The sequence below is a fragment of the Stenotrophomonas koreensis genome, assembly GCF_001431525.1.
In the GTDB taxonomy this organism is placed as follows: domain Bacteria; phylum Pseudomonadota; class Gammaproteobacteria; order Xanthomonadales; family Xanthomonadaceae; genus Stenotrophomonas; species Stenotrophomonas koreensis.
The window spans coordinates 153,483-170,600 of sequence record NZ_LDJH01000012.1 but is presented as its reverse complement, the minus strand read 5'-3'; the positions used below and the strand labels follow the sequence as shown (position 1 = coordinate 170,600).

At 65.7% G+C, this 17,118-nt stretch carries 14 protein-coding genes; 2 read left to right on the top strand and 12 right to left on the bottom strand.

Annotated features, from left to right (window positions below):
- Positions 1-62 precede the first annotated feature (62 nt).
- Complete coding sequence (locus ABB25_RS07875) at positions 63-2,135, top strand: EAL domain-containing response regulator (protein WP_057665642.1); 2,073 nt, start codon at positions 63-65, stop codon at positions 2,133-2,135.
- Between the two features lie 82 nt (positions 2,136-2,217).
- Here the strand turns inward: ABB25_RS07875 and fabV are convergent, their stop codons facing one another.
- The 10 genes from fabV to ABB25_RS07825 form a co-directional block, all read right to left on the bottom strand.
- Complete coding sequence (fabV, locus tag ABB25_RS07870; RefSeq protein ID WP_057665640.1) at positions 2,218-3,477, bottom strand: enoyl-ACP reductase FabV; 1,260 nt, start codon at positions 3,475-3,477, stop codon at positions 2,218-2,220.
- Between the two features lie 193 nt (positions 3,478-3,670).
- Complete coding sequence (gene secF, locus ABB25_RS07865; RefSeq protein ID WP_057665638.1) at positions 3,671-4,645, bottom strand: protein translocase subunit SecF; 975 nt, start codon at positions 4,643-4,645, stop codon at positions 3,671-3,673.
- Positions 4,646-4,660: 15 nt separating this feature from the next.
- On the bottom strand, positions 4,661-6,511 hold the full coding sequence (secD, locus tag ABB25_RS07860; protein WP_057665636.1) for a protein translocase subunit SecD: 1,851 nt from the start codon (positions 6,509-6,511) through the stop codon (positions 4,661-4,663).
- Positions 6,512-6,571: 60 nt separating this feature from the next.
- Entirely contained in the window at positions 6,572-6,904 is a 333-nt protein-coding gene (gene yajC, locus ABB25_RS07855) for a preprotein translocase subunit YajC (protein WP_057665634.1), read from the bottom strand.
- Between the two features lie 123 nt (positions 6,905-7,027).
- Entirely contained in the window at positions 7,028-8,161 is a 1,134-nt protein-coding gene (gene tgt / locus ABB25_RS07850) for a tRNA guanosine(34) transglycosylase Tgt (RefSeq protein ID WP_057665632.1), read from the bottom strand.
- 85 nt (positions 8,162-8,246) lie between these two features.
- Positions 8,247-9,239 carry an ABC transporter ATP-binding protein gene (locus ABB25_RS07845; RefSeq protein WP_152981100.1) on the bottom strand — a complete coding sequence of 331 codons (993 nt, stop codon included), beginning with the start codon at positions 9,237-9,239 and terminating at the stop codon, positions 8,247-8,249.
- Positions 9,239-10,888, bottom strand: coding sequence for an ABC transporter permease (locus tag ABB25_RS07840; protein ID WP_057665630.1), 1,650 nt, complete (start codon positions 10,886-10,888; stop codon positions 9,239-9,241). The genes ABB25_RS07845 and ABB25_RS07840 overlap by 1 nt, the downstream gene beginning before the upstream one ends.
- Before the next feature lie 64 nt (positions 10,889-10,952).
- Positions 10,953-12,035, bottom strand: coding sequence for a Fe(3+) ABC transporter substrate-binding protein (locus tag ABB25_RS07835; protein ID WP_083488185.1), 1,083 nt, complete (start codon positions 12,033-12,035; stop codon positions 10,953-10,955).
- 93 nt (positions 12,036-12,128) lie between these two features.
- A complete protein-coding gene (gene queA, locus ABB25_RS07830) occupies positions 12,129-13,175 on the bottom strand; it encodes a tRNA preQ1(34) S-adenosylmethionine ribosyltransferase-isomerase QueA (protein ID WP_083488184.1) in 1,047 nt (348 codons plus the stop codon).
- 57 nt (positions 13,176-13,232) lie between these two features.
- Positions 13,233-13,664: an Lrp/AsnC family transcriptional regulator gene (locus tag ABB25_RS07825; RefSeq protein ID WP_057665627.1), complete on the bottom strand. Its 432-nt coding sequence runs from the start codon at positions 13,662-13,664 to the stop codon at positions 13,233-13,235.
- A gap of 121 nt (positions 13,665-13,785) precedes the next feature.
- Here ABB25_RS07825 and ABB25_RS07820 point away from each other — a divergent pair, with 121 nt between their 5' ends.
- Positions 13,786-15,267 (top strand): aminotransferase class III-fold pyridoxal phosphate-dependent enzyme, encoded by a 1,482-nt coding sequence (locus ABB25_RS07820; RefSeq protein WP_057665625.1) that lies wholly within the window; start codon positions 13,786-13,788, stop codon positions 15,265-15,267.
- 460 nt (positions 15,268-15,727) lie between these two features.
- On the opposite strand, the gene ABB25_RS07815 is transcribed toward ABB25_RS07820, so the two are convergent.
- On the bottom strand, positions 15,728-16,072 hold the full coding sequence (locus ABB25_RS07815; protein ID WP_211259301.1) for a hypothetical protein: 345 nt from the start codon (positions 16,070-16,072) through the stop codon (positions 15,728-15,730).
- Positions 16,073-16,542: 470 nt separating this feature from the next.
- A complete protein-coding gene (locus ABB25_RS07810) occupies positions 16,543-17,094 on the bottom strand; it encodes an inorganic diphosphatase (protein ID WP_244477772.1) in 552 nt (183 codons plus the stop codon).
- Between the last annotated feature and the right edge of the window lie 24 nt (positions 17,095-17,118).

The following is a 17,118-nucleotide window of genomic DNA, read 5'->3' as shown; positions in this document are numbered from 1 at the left end:
TGTCATCGCGCATGGACGACCTGCGTCGCTTCGTGTATTAAAGCCTCACCGAGGGAGCCTGCATGCATAACGCCAACGAAATTACCCTGCGCCTGGCCATCATCGATGACAGCGCCGAGAACGCCGAGGCCCTGGTCAGCCTGCTGCGCAACAACGGAATCGCGGTCCGCCCGCAGCGCCCGACCTCACTGGCCGAGTTGGCACAGCTGCTGGGCAGCCAGCCCATTGACCTGGTACTGGTCGCCGAAGGCCAGGGGATCGACATGGTCAGTGCTGCCGGCACGGTGGCCGCCAGCGGCAAGGACGTACCGCTGATATTGCTGGCTGACAGCCTGGATGAAGCCCGGTTTGTCGCTGCGATGAGCACCGGCCTGCGCGGGATTGCCCTGCGCAAGCACCCCGAACACACCCTGTCGGTGATCCGTCGTGAGTTCACCGACCTGCAGGCCCGCCGCGGCATGCGCCGGATCGAAACCCAGATGCGTGAAACCGAGCGCCGCTGCGATGCACTGATTGCCTCCTCGCGCGACCCGATTGCCTATGTCCACGAAGGCATGCACATCCGTGCCAATGATGCCTACCTGGAGATGTTCGGCTACGAAAGCTTTGACGATATCGAAGGCATCTCGCTGCTGGACATGGTTGCCCCGCAGTATGTGGATGATTTCAAGGCCCTGCTCAAGTCGCTTTCCAAGGGCGAGTCACCGCCACCGCAATACCAGCTTGATGCCTGCAATGTGGATGGCGAGCTGTTCCCGGCGGTGATGGAATTCACCAGCGCCACCTACGAGGGTGAGCAATGCCTGCAGGTGATCTTCCGCCGCCGTGATGACATCGACCCAGACCTGGCCCGCGAGGTGGAGGCCTTGCGTCAGCGCGACCAGGTCACCGGCCTGCTCAACCGCCCGACCTTCATGCTGCAGCTGGAGCAGGCACTGGCCGAGGTCAGCCGCAACGACCATCAGTACGGTTTCCTGCTGGTACAGCCGGACCACTATGCGCGTTTGTTGCCGGACTTCGGCCTGGACGAGGCCGATACCCTGATCGCTGCGCTGGCCGGCGTCCTTTCCAGTACAACCGGAGAACAGGTCGCGGTGGGCCGCATGGGCGAGCACAGCTTTGCCGTACTGGCCCGCGGCAACTGGGAACAGACCAATGCGCTGGCACGCCGTATTACCGAAGCCTTCGCCAGCCAGGTAGTCGCCGTTGGCGCACGCTCGGCCAGCGTCACGGTGTCGGTCGGTGGCGTGCAGATCGGCGAAAAGATCAGTGGCCTGTCGCAGGTGCTCACCCGTGCCAGCGAATGCCTGGCCTCGGCGGCGGCACTGGGCGGCAATGACATCCAGCTGTTCGACCCGGCCGCAGTGGACCGTGCCGAAGCCGAACGTGTGCAGCGCTGGTTGCTGCTGCTGGACCAGGCCCTGGATGGCAATGGCTTCCAGCTGCATTACCAGCCCATCCTGAGCCTGGCCGGTGAGCCGACCGAGCGCTATGACGCCTTCCTGCGCCTGGACAACAACGGTGAACTGGTCGCACCAGCCGTTTTCATCGGCCTGGCCGAGGAGCATGGACTGCTGGGCCGGATCAATTGCTGGGTGGTGCGCCAGGCGATCCGGGTGATGGGCGAGCGCAAGCGTGCCGGCCATCTCACCCACCTCAACGTGCGCGTCGGCCCGGAGTCATTCAACGACCCGCAGTATCTGCTCACCATCAGCCAGGAACTGGCAAGCCAGGGCGTGGACGGCTCGCAGCTGAGCCTGCAGGTTTCCGAAGCCAAGGTCTACACCAACCTGCGTGCGGCGCAGCAGTTCCTGAAAGACATCGGCCTGCACGGCTGCCAGATCGTGCTGGACCAGTTTGGCTCGGGCCTGGACTCGGCCCAGCTGCTCAGCCACTTCCATCCGTCCTTCATCAAGCTGGACCGCAGCTTCACTGCCGATTACAACCAAGTGCGCGAGCAGCAGGAGAAAATCGAGACCATCGCCAAGCGTGCCAGCGAACTGGGGATCCAGACCATTGCCGAGTTCGTCTCCGATGCGGCGTCGATGAGCCAGCTGTTCACCGCCGGCGTCCACTACGTGCAGGGTGAGTTCGTCGGCCCGGTCCAGCCACAGATGGATTTCGAGTTCGGCTGAGGCATCCAGCTGCCTGCAGCAGCAAAAAGGCCGCCCGGAAACAGGCGGCCTTTTCGTTTGCCATGCGCAGACCCGGCGGCGCTTACAGCGTATCCAGCGGCGTGATGGCCACCTCGGTGGCGACATCGGCCTCGTAATCCACCCCGTCGATGCCAAAGCCGAACAGGCGCAGGAATTCGCGCTTGTAAGCCTGCAGGTCGGCAAGCTGCTCCAGGTTGGCATCGGTGACCTGCGGCCACAGCTCGACCACCCTGGACTGCACTTCCGGCGCCATTTCCTTGTAGTCGGCCCGCAGGCGACCTTCCTCGTCCACCAGCGCCACCTGGCGGCCGAGGCCATCGACCAGGCTGCGGCGCAGATGGCCGGCCGCATCGGCTGCCTCGGCCGGGCCGCCGTACAGGATGTCGTAGAGGGTATCGAGCTGCTCGATGCAGCCTTCATGCGTGCCCTGCTCCTTCATCACCTTGAACAGCAGCGACAGGTACAGCGGCATCGTCGGAATGGCCGCACTGGCCTGGGTCACCACGGCCTTGAGCACCGACACCCGGGCATCGCCGCCGATGGCCGCCAGCTGGCGGCGGATGTCCAGCACACGCTTGTCCAGGTCCTTCTTGGCCGCACCGATGGAGCCGTTCCAGTAGATGGCCTGGGTGATTTCCTCGCCAACATAGGTAAAGGCCTGGGTCGTTGCGCCCTCGGCCAGCACGCCAGCGGCCAGCAGCGCCTCGATCCACATCTGCCAGTCTTCGCCGCCCATCACCGCCACAGTGCCGGCAATCTCCTCTTCGCTGGCCGGCTGCAGGGTGGTCTCGGTGAGCACGCCCTTGTCGGTATCCAGCCCCTTGAGCGTGATCGGCGCGCCGATCGGCTTGAGGGTGGAGCTGATCACCTCACCGGTGCGCGGGTGCTTGCGGCGCGGCGCGGCCAGGCTGTAGACCACCTGGTCGACCTGGCCGAGGTCGGCCTTGATGATCTCGATCACGCGTGCCTTGACCTCGTCGGAGAAGGCATCACCGTTGACACTGCGCGCATACAGCCCTTCGGCCTGGGCAAACTCGTGGAAGGCAGCGCTGTTGTACCAGCCGGCGGTGCCGGGCTTGCCCTCGGTGCCTTCGCGCTCGAAGAACACACCCAACGTGGCGGCACCGCTGCCGAAGGCGGCAGTGATCCGTGCAGCCAGGCCGTAGCCGGTGGAGGCACCGAGCACCAGCACGCGCTTGGGCCCCTGCTCGCGCCGCGGCTGGGCCTTGATGTAATCAATCTGTTCCTTGACCGCGGCGCGGCAACCGGCCGGATGGGTGGTGACACAGATAAAGCCGCGCACACGCGGTTTGATGACCATACTTACCTCGGGAACAACGCATTGAATGGGCGCTGCCAAGCCACTTGGGCAGGCAACGATGCGACGATGCTAGTGACCTTGTCGCCGTACGGCAACCAACGCCAGCGTAGGGTCTGGACCGGCAGAAACGACAAGGGCCGCAGTGATTGCGGCCCTTGTCAGCAACACGCGCCAATGCGCCGGCAACAGCCGGTTACGGGCGACGTTCCAGCTCTTCCAGATCCTTGGCCTTGGGCAGCAGGTCGGCCTTGCTGACCGCCAGCGCACCCATCGTCAGCAACGGACAGGCGATGAAGATCGAGGACAGCGTACCGACCACCGCACCGATCATCTGGCTCAGGGCCAGCCCTTCCAGCGAGCCGCCGCCGTACAGGTACAGCGCCAGCACCGACAGGAAGAACACCACCGAGGTGATGATGGTGCGCGACAGGGTCTGGTTGATCGAGGCGTTCATGATCTCCATCGGCTCGGCGCGCATGGCACGGAAGTTCTCGCGCACGCGGTCGAACACCACGATGGTGTCGTTGATCGAAAAGCCCATCACTGCCAGCAGGCCGGCCAGTACGGTCAGGTCGAACTCGCGGCCACTGAAGGAGAAGTAGCCGGCCACGATCAGCACGTCAAACAGCGTGGTCAGGATCGCGACAATCGCGAACTTGGTCTCGAAGCGGAAGCCGATGTAGATCAGAAAACCGATCATCACAAACAGCGCCGCATACACGCCGTTCATCGCCAGCTCCTTGCCGACCTGCGGACCGACGAACTCGGTGCTCATCACCGTGGCCGCATTGCCCTCAAGCGAGATGGCACGCAGCACATCGGCCGCGGTGCGGTTGTTGGCGTCACCGGTGCTCTCGCCTTCTGCAGCAGCCTGCGGCTGCAGCCGGATCAGCAGGTCCGAGCCGGAACCGAAGCTCTGCACCTGGGCACCGGCGTATCCGGCCGCTTCGAGGTGATCGCGCACGCCATCGACATCGGCCGGCTTGTCAAAACGCACTTCCACCACGGTACCGCCGGTGAAGTCCAGCGCGTAGTTGAAGCCCTTGACCGCGATCAGGCCGATGGACAGCACGAACAGCAGGCCGGCCAGGATCACCGCCGGCCAGCGCAGGGCCATGAAGTTGAAGTTGGTGCGGGCCGGGATCAGGCGCAACGGGAAAATGTTCATGTCGTGGTGCTCCCGTCAGATGGCCAGGGTCTTGAGCTTCTTGCGCGGGCTGTACCACAGCACGGCAAGCGCACGAGAAACGGTGATCGCAGTGAACATCGAGGCAAAGATGCCCACCACCATGGTCACGGCAAAGCCCTTTAGCGGGCCGGTGCCGAAGGCGTAAAGCGCCACACCGGCCAGGATACCGGTCACGTTGGCGTCCAGGATGGTGCCGGAGGCTTTTTCATAGCCCTCCACGATGGCCTTCTTGGCCGGCATGCCGGCGCGCAGTTCCTCGCGGATACGCTCGTTGATCAGCACGTTGGCGTCCACCGACAGGCCGATCGACAAGGCCAGGCCGGCAAAGCCCGGCAGGGTCATGGTCGCGCCGAACAGCGACATCACCGCCACCACGATCAGCAGGTTGAACAACAGTGCGATCGAGGTGAACACACCGAACATGCGGTAGTAGACCAGGAAGAACAGCAGCGTGAACAGGAAGGCGTAAAGCACCGCGGTGACGCCGCGTTCGACGTTTTCCGCACCCAGCGACGGGCCGACGATGCGCTCTTCGACAAAGTCCATCGGCGCAGCCAGCGAACCGGAACGCAGCAGGCGCGCCAGCCCTTCGGCTTCAGTCTTTTCCAGCCCGGTGGTCTGGAAGTTCTTGCCGAACACGCCGTTGATGTTGGCCACCGAAATGACCTCTTCCTTGATGCGGAAGCTGCGCACTTCCTTGCCATCAACGATGCTCACCTGCGGCACGCGCTCGGTGTACACCACCGCCATCGGCTTGCCGACATTGGCACTGGTGAAGTCGAACATGCGCTGGCCACCGGCCGAGTTCAGGGTCACGCTCACGGCCGGCTGGCCGTTGGGATCGACCATGCTCTGCGCGGCCACCATCTGGTCGCCGGTCACGATCACGCGCTTGTTGAGCAGGATCGGGCCACGGCCGTCACGCTGCTGGTAGACCTTGGCCTCGGGCGGGATGCGCCCGGTGGCCAGCGCGTCGGCGGCATTGCCATCGACCACGGCGCGGTATTCCAGCGTTGCGGTGGCACCGATCATGCGCTTGGCTTCGGCGGTGTCCTGCACGCCGGGCAGCTGCACCACCACGCGGTTTTCCCCCTGGCGCTGGATGATCGGCTCGGCCACGCCCAGCTCGTTGACGCGGTTGCGCAGGGTGAGGATGTTCTGCTCGATCGCACCGGCGGTGATGGTGGCGATCTCCGCATCCGGAATCTGCATCACCAATTGGTTGCCGGCGAGCTGGTAGCTGAAGGTCGGCTGGGACTTGAACAGGGCCTGGCGGCCGCGTTCACCGGCATCGGCAGCGGCCGACGGGCTCAGCGTGGCGACGATGGACTGGTCACGGCGCTCGACCGACTGGTACGGCACCCGCGCCTCGCGCAGGGCCACCCGCACGTCTTCGGCATAGGCCTCCATGCGCTTGTCCAGCGCGGCCTTCTGGTCCACTTCCAGCACGAAATGCACGCCACCCTGCAGGTCCAGGCCCAGCACCATCGGCTTGGCACCGAGGTTATCCAGCCAGGCCGGTACGGTGGAGGCCAGGTTCAGCGCGACCATGTACTGCTCGCCCAGCGGCTGGCGCAGCGCATCGTTGGCCGCGGTCTGCGACTTGAGGTCGTTCAGGCGTACCAGCAGGCTCTGGCCCTCGATCGCCACCGACTTGGGGGTGACCCCGGCCTGCTCCAGCAGGCCGTCAATACGTTCGACCAGCGCCTGGTCCAGGCTCGCACCACGGTTGGCAGTAATCTGCACGGAAGGGTCTTTCTGGTAGACATTGGGCAGTGCATAGATCGCACTGATCGCCAATACCAGCAGAATCACCAGATATTTCCAGCGAGGAAATTCAAGCATTGCTTTGATCCCGCGCGGCCCAGCCGCGCCGGGACCGCGTCCAGTAAAAGGGGGTGGTGCTTAGACGGCCGACTTCAGCGTGCCCTTGGGCAGCACGTTGCCGATGGAAGCCTTCTGTACCCGGATGCGCACGCCATCGGCCACTTCAACGCTGACAAAGCTCTCGCCGATATCGGTGACCACACCGGCAATGCCGCCAGCGGTGATCACTTCATCACCTTTGGCAATCTTTTCCAGCATCGCCTTGTGTTCTTTCTGGCGCTTCATCTGCGGGCGGATCATCAGGAAATACATGATCGCAATCAGCACGATCGGGAACAGCAGGGTGCCGAAGCCAGCGCCAGCCGGCGCCGCAGCAGCAACGACGGGGATCAGGGAAGCGGTCAGGGTCATTGGGTCTTTCCTTGGGTTGGGCCGCGTCCGGGTAAGCGGGAGCGGTCGCGAAATAGGTAGCCGTGGAGTATGCCACGGCAGATATTGCGATGCGGAGGCCGGCTTTCAAGCCCGGCACTGGACTCAGGGCAACGGTGGCGCCACAGCACCGCGGCGGGCATAGAAATCGGCACGGAACTGCAGGAAGCGGCCGTCCTCGATCGCCGCGCGGATGTCGGCCATCAGTTTTTCGTAATAGAACAGGTTGTGCAGCGTGCCCAGCATCGGCGCGAGCATCTCGTTGCAGCGGTCCAGATGACGCAGGTAGCTACGGGTATAACCGCCGGTGCAGGCATGGCAGCCGCAGCCCGGCTCGATCGGATCCATATCACGCTCATAGCGCGCGTTGCGGATGCGCACGGTACCGGTAGAGGTGAAGTAATGGCCATTGCGGGCGTTGCGGGTGGGCATCACGCAGTCGAACATGTCCACGCCGCGGGCCACACCCTCGACCAGGTCTTCCGGTCGCCCGACGCCCATCAGGTAGCGCGGGCGGTCGGCCGGCAGCTGCGGGTCCAGGTGCTCGAGCATCGCATTGCGCTCGTGCTCCGGCTCACCGACGGCCAGGCCGCCGATGGCATAGCCGTCAAAACCGATGGCCTGCAGGCCGTCGATCGAGCGGCTGCGCAGCTCCGGATGCACACCGCCCTGGACGATGCCGAACAATGCGGCGTCATTGCCCAGGGCATCGTGGGCATCGCGCGAGCGCCGGGCCCAGCGCAGGCTCAGCTCCATCGACTTGCGCGCGACCTCTTCGCTGGCCGGATACGGGGTGCACTCGTCGAAGATCATCACGATGTCCGAATCGAGCACCTTCTGGATCTTCATGCTCTCCTCCGGCCCCAGGAACACCTTGGAGCCATCGGTCGGCGCATTGAAGGTCACGCCCTGCTCGGTGATCTTGCGGCGGTGGGCCAGCGAAAACACCTGGAAGCCGCCCGAATCGGTCAGGATCGGGCCGTTCCACTGGCAAAAGCCATGCAGGCCACCGTGATCGGCGATCACCTCCAGGCCCGGACGCAGGTACAGGTGGAAGGTGTTGCCCAGGATGATCTCCGCGCCCAGCGCACGGATCTGCTCGGGCAGCACGCCCTTCACCGAACCATACGTACCCACCGGCATGAAGGCCGGGGTCTGCACGGTGCCGCGCGGGAAGCTGAGCTGCCCGCGACGGGCTCGGCCATCGCGGGAATACAGGGAAAAGGTCAGTCGGGACATGGCGTCACTCACTTCTAAGGCGGGCATTGTCGCCCAGCCGGGCGCACAGGCCCAGCCTGCCCGCCAATTTGTTCAATCCAGAGTTTCAGTCAAAGAACACCGGGGCCGGATCATTCCAGGCCAGGCGCACGGTGCTGCCCACTGCCGGCGGCTGCAGGCCGAGCAGGGCCTCGACATGATTGCCATCGGCCAGCCGCAACCGGCCGACATAGTCCGGGCCACGGAAATGCACGCCTTCCACCATCGCCACCAGCAGGCCGTCCTCGGCCAGCTGCAGGTGCTCCGGGCGCACCAGCACCCGGTCCGGCCCCTGCCCGAGCAAGGCCGCCGGCAACAGCTGGCCACGGCCGATGAACTGCGCCACATAGGGGCTGGCCGGATGCCGGTACAACTGCTGGGCATCGCCCCACTGCAGCAGGTGCCCCTGGGCCATCACCCCGATCCGGTCGGCAATGGCAAAGGCCTCGGACTGATCATGGGTCACCATCAGCACGGTGGTACCGGCGGCCTTGAGCACCTGCTGCAACTCGGCGGCCAGTCGTTGCCGGGTATCGGTGTCCAGGTTGGAGAACGGCTCATCAAGCAGCAGCAGCTGCGGTGCTGGCGCCAGCGCACGGGCCAGGGCCACGCGCTGCTGCTGGCCACCGGAAAGCTCATGCGGGTAGCGCCGGGCATACCCGGCCAGGCCGACCTGCTCCAACAGGCCCTCCACCCGCGCCGAGCGTTGCCTGGCCGGCAGCCGGCGCAGGCCAAAGCCGACATTGGCAGCCACATCCAGATGCGGAAACAGGGCGTAATCCTGGAACATCAGCCCGACCCGGCGCTGCTCGGGTGGCAACTGCTGCTGCGCATCGGCCACCCGGGTGCCGGCGATGTGGATCTGGCCGTGGTGCACGGGTTCAAAACCACTGATCGCCCGCAACACGGTGGTCTTGCCGCAACCGGATGCTCCCAGCAGGCAGCCGATCTGGCCACGCTCCAGCGTCAGATCCAGCCCCTGCACCACCGGCTGGTAGCCGCGCCCGTGGCCATAGCCCAGCTCGACCCCTTGCAGCTGCAACTGCAACGGTGCATTCATCAGCGTTCTCCCTGCGTGGCACCGGTGCGTGCCAACAAAATGACCGGGGCCAGGCCGGCCAGCACAATCAGCAAGGCCGCCAGCGCGCCCTCTTCGTAGGTACCACGCGCGGCCTCGGCATACAGCCAGGTCGCCAGCGTTTCAAAATTCATCGGCCGCAGCACCAGGGTTGCCGGCAATTCCTTCATCGTGTCGACAAACACCAGCAAGGCCGCCGCTGCCAATGAGGGCCGCAGCAGCGGCAGGTGCACCCGCCACAGCGTCCGGGTCGGGCCATCGCCGAGCGCGGCAGCGGCGGCATCCAGCGATGGCGGAATCCGGGTCAACCCGGCCTCGATCCCACCGATGGCCACCGCCAGGAAGCGCAGGGTGCAGGCCAGCACCAAGGCCCACAGCGTACCCATCAGCAACAACCGGGCCTGGCCACCGAAAGCCACCAGCACGTCACTGGCCCAGCGGTCGAACAGGCCCAGCGGCACCAGCAGGCCGATCGCCATCACCGTGCCGGGAATGGCATAGCCCAGGCTGGCACTGCGGTTGGCAAACCCGGCCCAGCCACGGCGGCGATGCGTGCGCGCCAGCCGCAGCGCCCAGCTGACCACCAGCGCAAGCAGCAACGCGGCCCCGGTGGTGGCCGCGGCAATGGCTACGGTATTGCCCAGTGCCGCCAGCAGCTGCGGCGAAGCGCCCTCGCCGCGCAGCCGTTTGAGCGCCTCCACCAGCAGGTACAGCGCCGGGGCGAGGAACCCGGCCAGCACCGGCAACGCGCCGATCACCAGTGCCAGCGCCGCGCGCGCGCCGTGCAGCCGTTGTGGTTGCATCGGGCGCGGGCGTTGGGTGGTGGCATAGCGCTGATGACGGCGTGCATGGCGCTCCAGCGTCACCAGGGCCAGCACGATCACCAGCATGGACAGCGCGATCTGTGCCGCGCCGGCCAGATCCGAGCGGGTCACCCAGGTGGTATAGATCGCCACGGTCAGGGTCTGCACGCCGAGAAACTCCGACGCGCCGATGTCATTGAGGGTTTCCAGCAGCACCAGCACCACGCCGACGGCAATGGCCGGACGGGCCAGCGGCAGGGCAACCCGGAAAAACACCGCCACCGGGCCGGCGCCCAGGCTGCGCCCGGCTTCAAGCAGGCTGGCGGCCTGGGTCATGAACAGGGCGCGGGTGGTCAGGTAGACATACGGATACAGCACCAGCGACAGCAGCACGATGCAGCCGGCCAGATGGCGGATGTCCGGCAGACGGAAATCACGCGGGCTGTCGTACCCCAGCAGCCAGCGCAGCGCGCCCTGCACCGGGCCCAGCGGATGCAGCAGATCCAGATAGGTGTAGGCAACGATATAGGTCGGCACCGCCAGTGGCAGCAACAAGGCCCAGCTCAGGACGCTGCGCCCGGGAAACGCATAGGCGGTGACCAGCCAGGCACAGCCGGTACCGGTCACCGCCACCAGCACACCGACGCCGAGCAGGACAATCACGGTATTGGCGCTGGCCCGCGGCAGCACCGTGGCCAGCAGGTGCGACCACAGCCCCGAGCTGCCATCCAGCGCGACCCAGCCCAGGGCCAGCACCGGGGTCAGCACCAGCGCGGCGATGGCCAGTGCTGCCAGCAGCCAGCGCGCAGGAGTATCCGGCAGGCTCATCGGTTGCTGCCGGCCCGTGTTGATGCGGACCGATGGGGTCGGGACAGGGCCGGCATGCGCACGCTCAGTTATCGAAACCGACCTTGTCCACCAGCTCGCTGGCCAGCTTGCGGTTGGCCACCACCTGGGCCAGCGGCAGCGGATCAATCGTCATCTCACCGAAGCTGGCCACCACCGGATCCAGCGCCACGCCAGGCTTGACCGGGTATTCGTAATTGGCGCGGGCATACAGGCTCTGGGCTTCGTCGCCGACCAGATACTCCAGCAGCTTGACCGCGTTGTCGCGGTTGGGTGCGTGGCGGGCTACGGCGGCACCGGAAATATTGACGTGGGTACCGCCATTGTCAGCGGCAAACACCGGGCGCACGACCTGGATGGCATCGCCCCAGGCACGCTGCTCGCTGCCCGGCTCGGCGTTCTTCATCCGGCCGACGTAGTAGGCATTGGCAATGCCGATATCACAGATGCCGGCGAGGATGTCGCGGGCCACATCGCGGTCACCGCCAGCGGCCTTGCGCGCGAGGTTGCCCTTGACCGCGGCCAGCCAGTTTTCGGTGGCCTGTGCGCCGTTATGGGCGATCATCGCGGCAAACAGGCTGGTGTTGTAGGGATGCTGGCCGGAACGGATGCATACCCGCCCCTTCCACTTTTCATCGGCCAGGTCCTCATAGGTGAAACCGCTCAGGTCCAGGTCCTTGTCGGCATACACCACCCGGTCGCGCAGCGACAGCGCAAACCACTGGCCCTCGGCACTGCGCAGGTTGGCGGGGATGGCGCTGTTGAGCACCGCCGAGTCGATCGGCTGGGTGTAGCCGGCTTCGACCACGTCCAGCAGCCGGCCGGTATCGACGGTCATCAGCACATCGGCCGGCGAGCGCTCGCCTTCGGCTGCCAGCCGCTCGGTCAGGCCATCACGCAGCATCACCGTATTGACCTTGATACCGGTCTGCGCAGTGAAGGCATCCAGCAGTGGCTGCACCAGGCCCGGTTCGCGCGTGGTGTAGAGGTTGACCTCGCCAGCGGTTGCCGGCGCTGCGCCAGCCGCCTGCGCGCCGGCAGTGGCCGGCGGGGTCTTGCCGCAGGCCGCCAGCAGCAGGGCGGTGCTCAGGGCGGCCACAAGGCCGGCGGCGCGCTTCGGATCGAACATGACAGGGCTCCAGAAGTGGTCGTCAGCCCGGCGCGGATGGCCGGACCTGCAAGTGAGAATTTATATCATTCACGCCACGACCACAGCACACCATCAGGTGTCTTGTTCATCCTGTGGGCCGGGGAACAACAGCATCGCATCGCCATAGCTGAAAAAACGATAGCGCTGCGCGATCGCATGGGCGTAGGCGGCGAACACGCGCCGGCGTCCGACAAAGGCACTGATCATCATCAGCAGCGTGCTTTCGGGCAGATGGAAGTTTGTCAGCAGCGCATCGACACTGGTGATGGTGTAACCGGGGGTGATGAAGATGCGCGTCTCTCCCTCGTAGGCGGCCAGGACACCATCGCTGGTCGCACTTTCCAGCGCCCGCACCACGGTGGTGCCCACCCCGATCACACGACCGCCAGCAGCCCGGGTGGCACGCACCTTCTCTACCAGTTCGGCACTGACCCGGACCCGCTCGCTGTGCATCCGGTGTTCGGACAGGTCCTCCACCCGCACCGGCTGGAAGGTGCCGGCACCCACATGCAGGGTGACATGGCCGAACTGCACCCCGCGTGCGCTCAGGCGATCCAGCAGTGTCTGGTCAAAATGCAGCCCGGCGGTGGGCGCTGCCACCGCGCCGGCTTCCCGGGCGAATACGGTCTGGTAACGCTGCTTGTCGGCATTGTCCACGTCGCGGGTGATGTATGGCGGCAGCGGCAGGCGTCCGGCCTGCTCCAGCCAGTCCTCCAGCGCCCCGGGCACGTGCAGGCGCAACAGATAGAACTCGCCATCCCGGCCGAGCACCTCGGCCTGGCCGCCGGCATCCAGATCAATCACGCTGCCGGCCTTGGGGGATTTGCTTACCCCCAGCTGCGCGCGCACATCCTGCGCGCCGAGCAGGCGCTCGATCAGGATCTCGACCCGGCCACCGGTGGCCTTGGCGCCGAACAGGCGCGCCGGGATGACCCGGGTGTCATTGAATACCAGCAGGTCGCCGGGCTGCAGCAGCTGGTCCAGATCGCGCACCTGGCGATCCTCCAGCGCTGCCGGTGCCGGCGGCACCAGCAGCAGGCGGCTGGCCGAACGCTCCGGCAGCGGCGCCTGGGCAATCAGTTCGGGAGGCAGGTGGTAGGCAAAATCGGACTTCTTCAACGCCGGCAGCTCGATACAACGGGGGCGTCAGTTTACGCCCCTGTACCGCCTCTGCCCTCACCGCTCGAACTTGGTGCCCAGGATGACTGCCGTGGTGGTGCGCTCGACCCCATCAATGGCGCCGATGGCATCGGTCAGCTCGTCCATTGCCGCCACGCCATCGACGGCGGCCATCGCCACCAGGTCATGCACCCCACTGACCGAATGCAGGCTGCGCACCGCAGCAATGGCCTGCAGCGCCCGCACGACCGCCGGCATTTTCTTCGGCATCACGGTGATGGAGATATGCGCGCGGACCTGCTGGCGCTCCATCGCCTGGCCAAGGCGCACGGTGTAGCCGGCGATTATTCCGCTGTGCTGCAGCCGTTCGATCCGGCTCTGCACCGTGGTCCGCGACACCCCGAGCCGGCGCGCCAGCGCCGCGGTCGAGGCGCGCGCATCTTCACGCAACAGGTCAAGCAACTGTGCATCCGCCTGGGAAATGGTCACTTTGTCGAAAACCTTTCGTCAATCCGCCGAAACCGGCCATTGATTTGAGCAGATTCGCACTGCCATTTGTAGTGCGTTAACGGTTACAACTAACACTAGACACAATCAGCACGGATTCAGCATGTCCCTTCTTGCCCCGCTCGCCCCGCTCCGCGCCCATGCCGGCACCCGCCTTACCCAGGGCCTGTCTGACCCGCAGGTCGAGCAGCTGGCCGCCAACCACCCTGACCTGCGCGCCGCCATCGACGCCGCTGCCGACGAATACGCGCGTATCAAGCCGCAGGCCGCGGCATTGCTGGACCTGGATGAAAGCGCGCAGATCGCCGCCGTGCAGGATGGCTTCGTCAACTTCTATGCCGATGATGCGGTGGTGCCCTATATCGCGCTGGCCGCCCGCGGGCCGTGGGTGGTCAGCCTGAAGGGCGCGGTGCTGTATGACGCCGGCGGCTACGGCATGCTCGGCTTCGGCCATACCCCGGCCGATATCCTGGAGGCGCTCGGCAAGCCGCAGGTGATGGCCAACATCATGACTCCCTCGCTGGCCCAGGACCGCTTCATTGCCGCAATGCGCCGCGAAATCGGCCATACCCGCGGCGGCTGCCCGTTCTCGCACTTCATGTGCCTGAACTCCGGCTCCGAAGCGGTCGGGCTGGCCGCGCGCATCGCTGACATCAACGCCAAGCTGATGACCGACCCGGGCGCCCGGCATGCCGGCGCCACGATCAAGCGCGTGGTGATCAAGGGCAGTTTCCACGGCCGTACCGACCGTCCGGCGCTGTATTCCGATTCCACCCGCAAGGCCTACGATGCGCATCTGGCCAGCTACCGCGACGAGCACAGCGTCATTGCCATCCCCCCGTATGACCAGCAGGCCCTGCGCCAGGTGTTTGCCGATGCCCAGGCCAACCACTGGTTCATCGAGGCGGTGTTCCTGGAGCCGGTGATGGGCGAAGGCGACCCGGGCCGTGCGGTGCCGGTGGACTTCTACCGCCTGGCCCGTGAGCTGACCCGCGAACACGGCAGCCTGCTGCTGATCGACTCGATCCAGGCCGCGCTGCGCGTGCACGGCACCCTGTCCTTCGTCGACTACCCCGGCCACCAGGAGCTGGAGGCGCCGGACATGGAGACCTACTCCAAGGCCCTGAACGGCGCCCAGTTCCCGCTGTCGGTACTGGCCGTGACCGAGCACGCCGCCGCGCTGTACCGCAAGGGCGTGTACGGCAACACCATGACCACCAACCCGCGTGCGCTGGACGTGGCCTGCGCCACCCTGGCACGCCTGGATGAGCCGGTCCGCAACAATATCCGCCTGCGTGGCCAGCAGGCGATGCAGAAGCTGGAAGCATTGAAGGAACGGCTGGGGGGCGCGATCACCAAGGTGCAGGGCACTGGCCTGCTGTTCTCCTGCGAGCTGGCCCCGCAGTACAAGTGCTACGGGGCCGGCTCCACCGAGGAGTGGCTGCGCATGCACGGGGTCAATGTGATCCACGGCGGCGAGAATTCGCTGCGCTTCACCCCGCACTTCGGCATGGACGAGGCCGAACTGGACCTGCTGGTGGAGATGGTCGGGCGTGCGCTGGTCGAAGGCCCACGCCGGGCCTGATCCGCACCCGCAGGACGGAAGGCACGAGCCCGCCGTGAGGCGGGCTCTTTGCTGCCCGGCACCAGCGGCAACAGGCCGCGCTGTCACCGGCCAGGCGGGGCGCCGGCAGTGGGTTCCAGCCGCAGGGGACCGCCCTGCCAGCGCCTGCGGCGGGGCACAGGCTGCGGGCATTGCGGCCTCTGCCACGGGCACGCAGCCGGAGATCAGGCTGACAAGGGGGCTGCCCCGGGTGGCAGTACACGACCAGCCAGTTGACTGCCGGTATTTGCTTGATCAGCGCTGCATCCAGAACAGCACCATCGGTTGCGTGACTGACGCGTCGCTGGCCGTTGCGGGACAGCAGCCTTTGCGTCACACGTGGCCCGCACCTGGCTGCACTGCAGAATCCTGCACAGCCAGCGGCAAACGCCGGACAAAAAAAACAGCCGCAAGCGGCTGTTTTTTTCATTCCCGGCAAGGATCAGATATCGATGTCGCTGAGGCGGAAGATCACATCCGATTCGCGCACATTGACATTCATGCGGGTATACGAATCGCCATCGCTGTCGACGGCACGCACGTCAAAGCGCGGCGACTTGTAACCGGTCAGGGTGATGCGCTTGGTGCGGCCATTTTCCAGCACTTCACTGGCGCCGAGCAGGTCTTCTTCCCAATCCGAGGCCGAAGCCGGGCTGACATACAGGTGCCAGATCGGGAAGCCGGTATTGTTGGTGACATCCACATACATCTGCTGCGCCAGTGCCATCGGGCTGGCAATAACCAAAACCGCCGCCAGAGCGAGGCGGCTGATCCATTTACTTACCATCTTTGTCTCCTTTGAATATTGGTCAAGCATCGATGGGACTTGCGCCCGGTTCAATCCGCCTGTCCTTGAGTTGCATCGTCCGCCAGCGGCACAGTTTCCAGCCTGTGTTTTTGGATGTTCCAAAATGCGGTGCGGCATTCTACAGCCCCCTGTTCAGAAAGTTGCAGGCATCGACCCAAAGTCGGTCACGGCAGCCAGCAACGGCGACGATACGCCTGGCCGGCGGCATCATTCAACACGCCAGGATTGCACTGCATCGATGCCTGCGACGCGGCAACCGGGCGTCGCTGCAACCGGCTCCCAAGTGATAGCGGCCGGCGCGGCAATTCTTTAGCGCGGGCCCGCCATTGCCGGTGCCTTGCCCGCAGACGGCATGGCCGGCACTGCGGTGCCAGGCCCGGGGCTGAAGCGGACCAGGGCGCCGCCGTTGCTGCCGCTGGCCTGGTCAAGACAGTGGCTGCAGGCGCCGCTCAGGGCCGCGCGGCGCCACGCGCCAGGGCCTGCCTCAGCAGCTCGCGCGCCTGCCCGGCATCGCCCCAGCCGGCCAGCTGTACCGGATTGCCCTCGGCCCGGGTGTGCTTGTAACGGCTGAAAAAGCCTTCAATGCGCTGGCGCAGGGCCGGCGGCAGCTGTTCCAGTTCCTGGATCAGGTCGTAATCGGCATCCACGGCACTGATCGGCACGCCGATGAGCTTGTCATCGTGCTGGCCGCCATCGCGCATGCGCAGCACCCCGATCGGCCGGAAGGCGATGCGCACACCCGGCAACAAGGGCTGGCGGGTGATCACCAGCGCATCGAGCGGATCCCCGTCACCGGCCAAGGTGCCGGGCAGCCCGCCGTAATTGGCCGGATAGACCTCGCTGCCGGGCAGGAAACGGTCAACGAACAGCCGTCCCTGGCTGTCGAACTCGTACTTGACGGCACTGCCGGCCGGGATCTCCACCCGCAGCACGGCCGTGTCCGGCCCTGGGTCGTCAATTCCACGGTCCGGACTGGCGGCCAGCAGCGGACCGGCTGCCATGGCCAGCAATCCCAGAAGTAGGCG

Bases quoted from the DNA above. Each gene is read 5' to 3' on its own strand.
- ABB25_RS07875 (WP_057665642.1), top strand. From the start codon at position 63: ATGCATAACGCCAACGAAATTACCCTGCGCCTGGCCATCATCGATGAC.
- fabV (WP_057665640.1), bottom strand. From the start codon at position 3,477: ATGGTCATCAAACCGCGTGTGCGCGGCTTTATCTGTGTCACCACCCAT.
- secF (WP_057665638.1), bottom strand. From the start codon at position 4,645: ATGAACATTTTCCCGTTGCGCCTGATCCCGGCCCGCACCAACTTCAAC.
- secD (WP_057665636.1), bottom strand. From the start codon at position 6,511: ATGCTTGAATTTCCTCGCTGGAAATATCTGGTGATTCTGCTGGTATTG.
- yajC (WP_057665634.1), bottom strand. From the start codon at position 6,904: ATGACCCTGACCGCTTCCCTGATCCCCGTCGTTGCTGCTGCGGCGCCG.
- tgt (WP_057665632.1), bottom strand. From the start codon at position 8,161: ATGTCCCGACTGACCTTTTCCCTGTATTCCCGCGATGGCCGAGCCCGT.
- ABB25_RS07845 (WP_152981100.1), bottom strand. From the start codon at position 9,239: ATGAATGCACCGTTGCAGTTGCAGCTGCAAGGGGTCGAGCTGGGCTAT.
- ABB25_RS07840 (WP_057665630.1), bottom strand. From the start codon at position 10,888: ATGAGCCTGCCGGATACTCCTGCGCGCTGGCTGCTGGCAGCACTGGCC.
- ABB25_RS07835 (WP_083488185.1), bottom strand. From the start codon at position 12,035: ATGTTCGATCCGAAGCGCGCCGCCGGCCTTGTGGCCGCCCTGAGCACC.
- ABB25_RS07820 (WP_057665625.1), top strand. From the start codon at position 13,786: ATGTCCCTTCTTGCCCCGCTCGCCCCGCTCCGCGCCCATGCCGGCACC.
- ABB25_RS07815 (WP_211259301.1), bottom strand. From the start codon at position 16,072: ATGGTAAGTAAATGGATCAGCCGCCTCGCTCTGGCGGCGGTTTTGGTT.
- ABB25_RS07810 (WP_244477772.1), bottom strand. From the start codon at position 17,094: ATGGCAGCCGGTCCGCTGCTGGCCGCCAGTCCGGACCGTGGAATTGAC.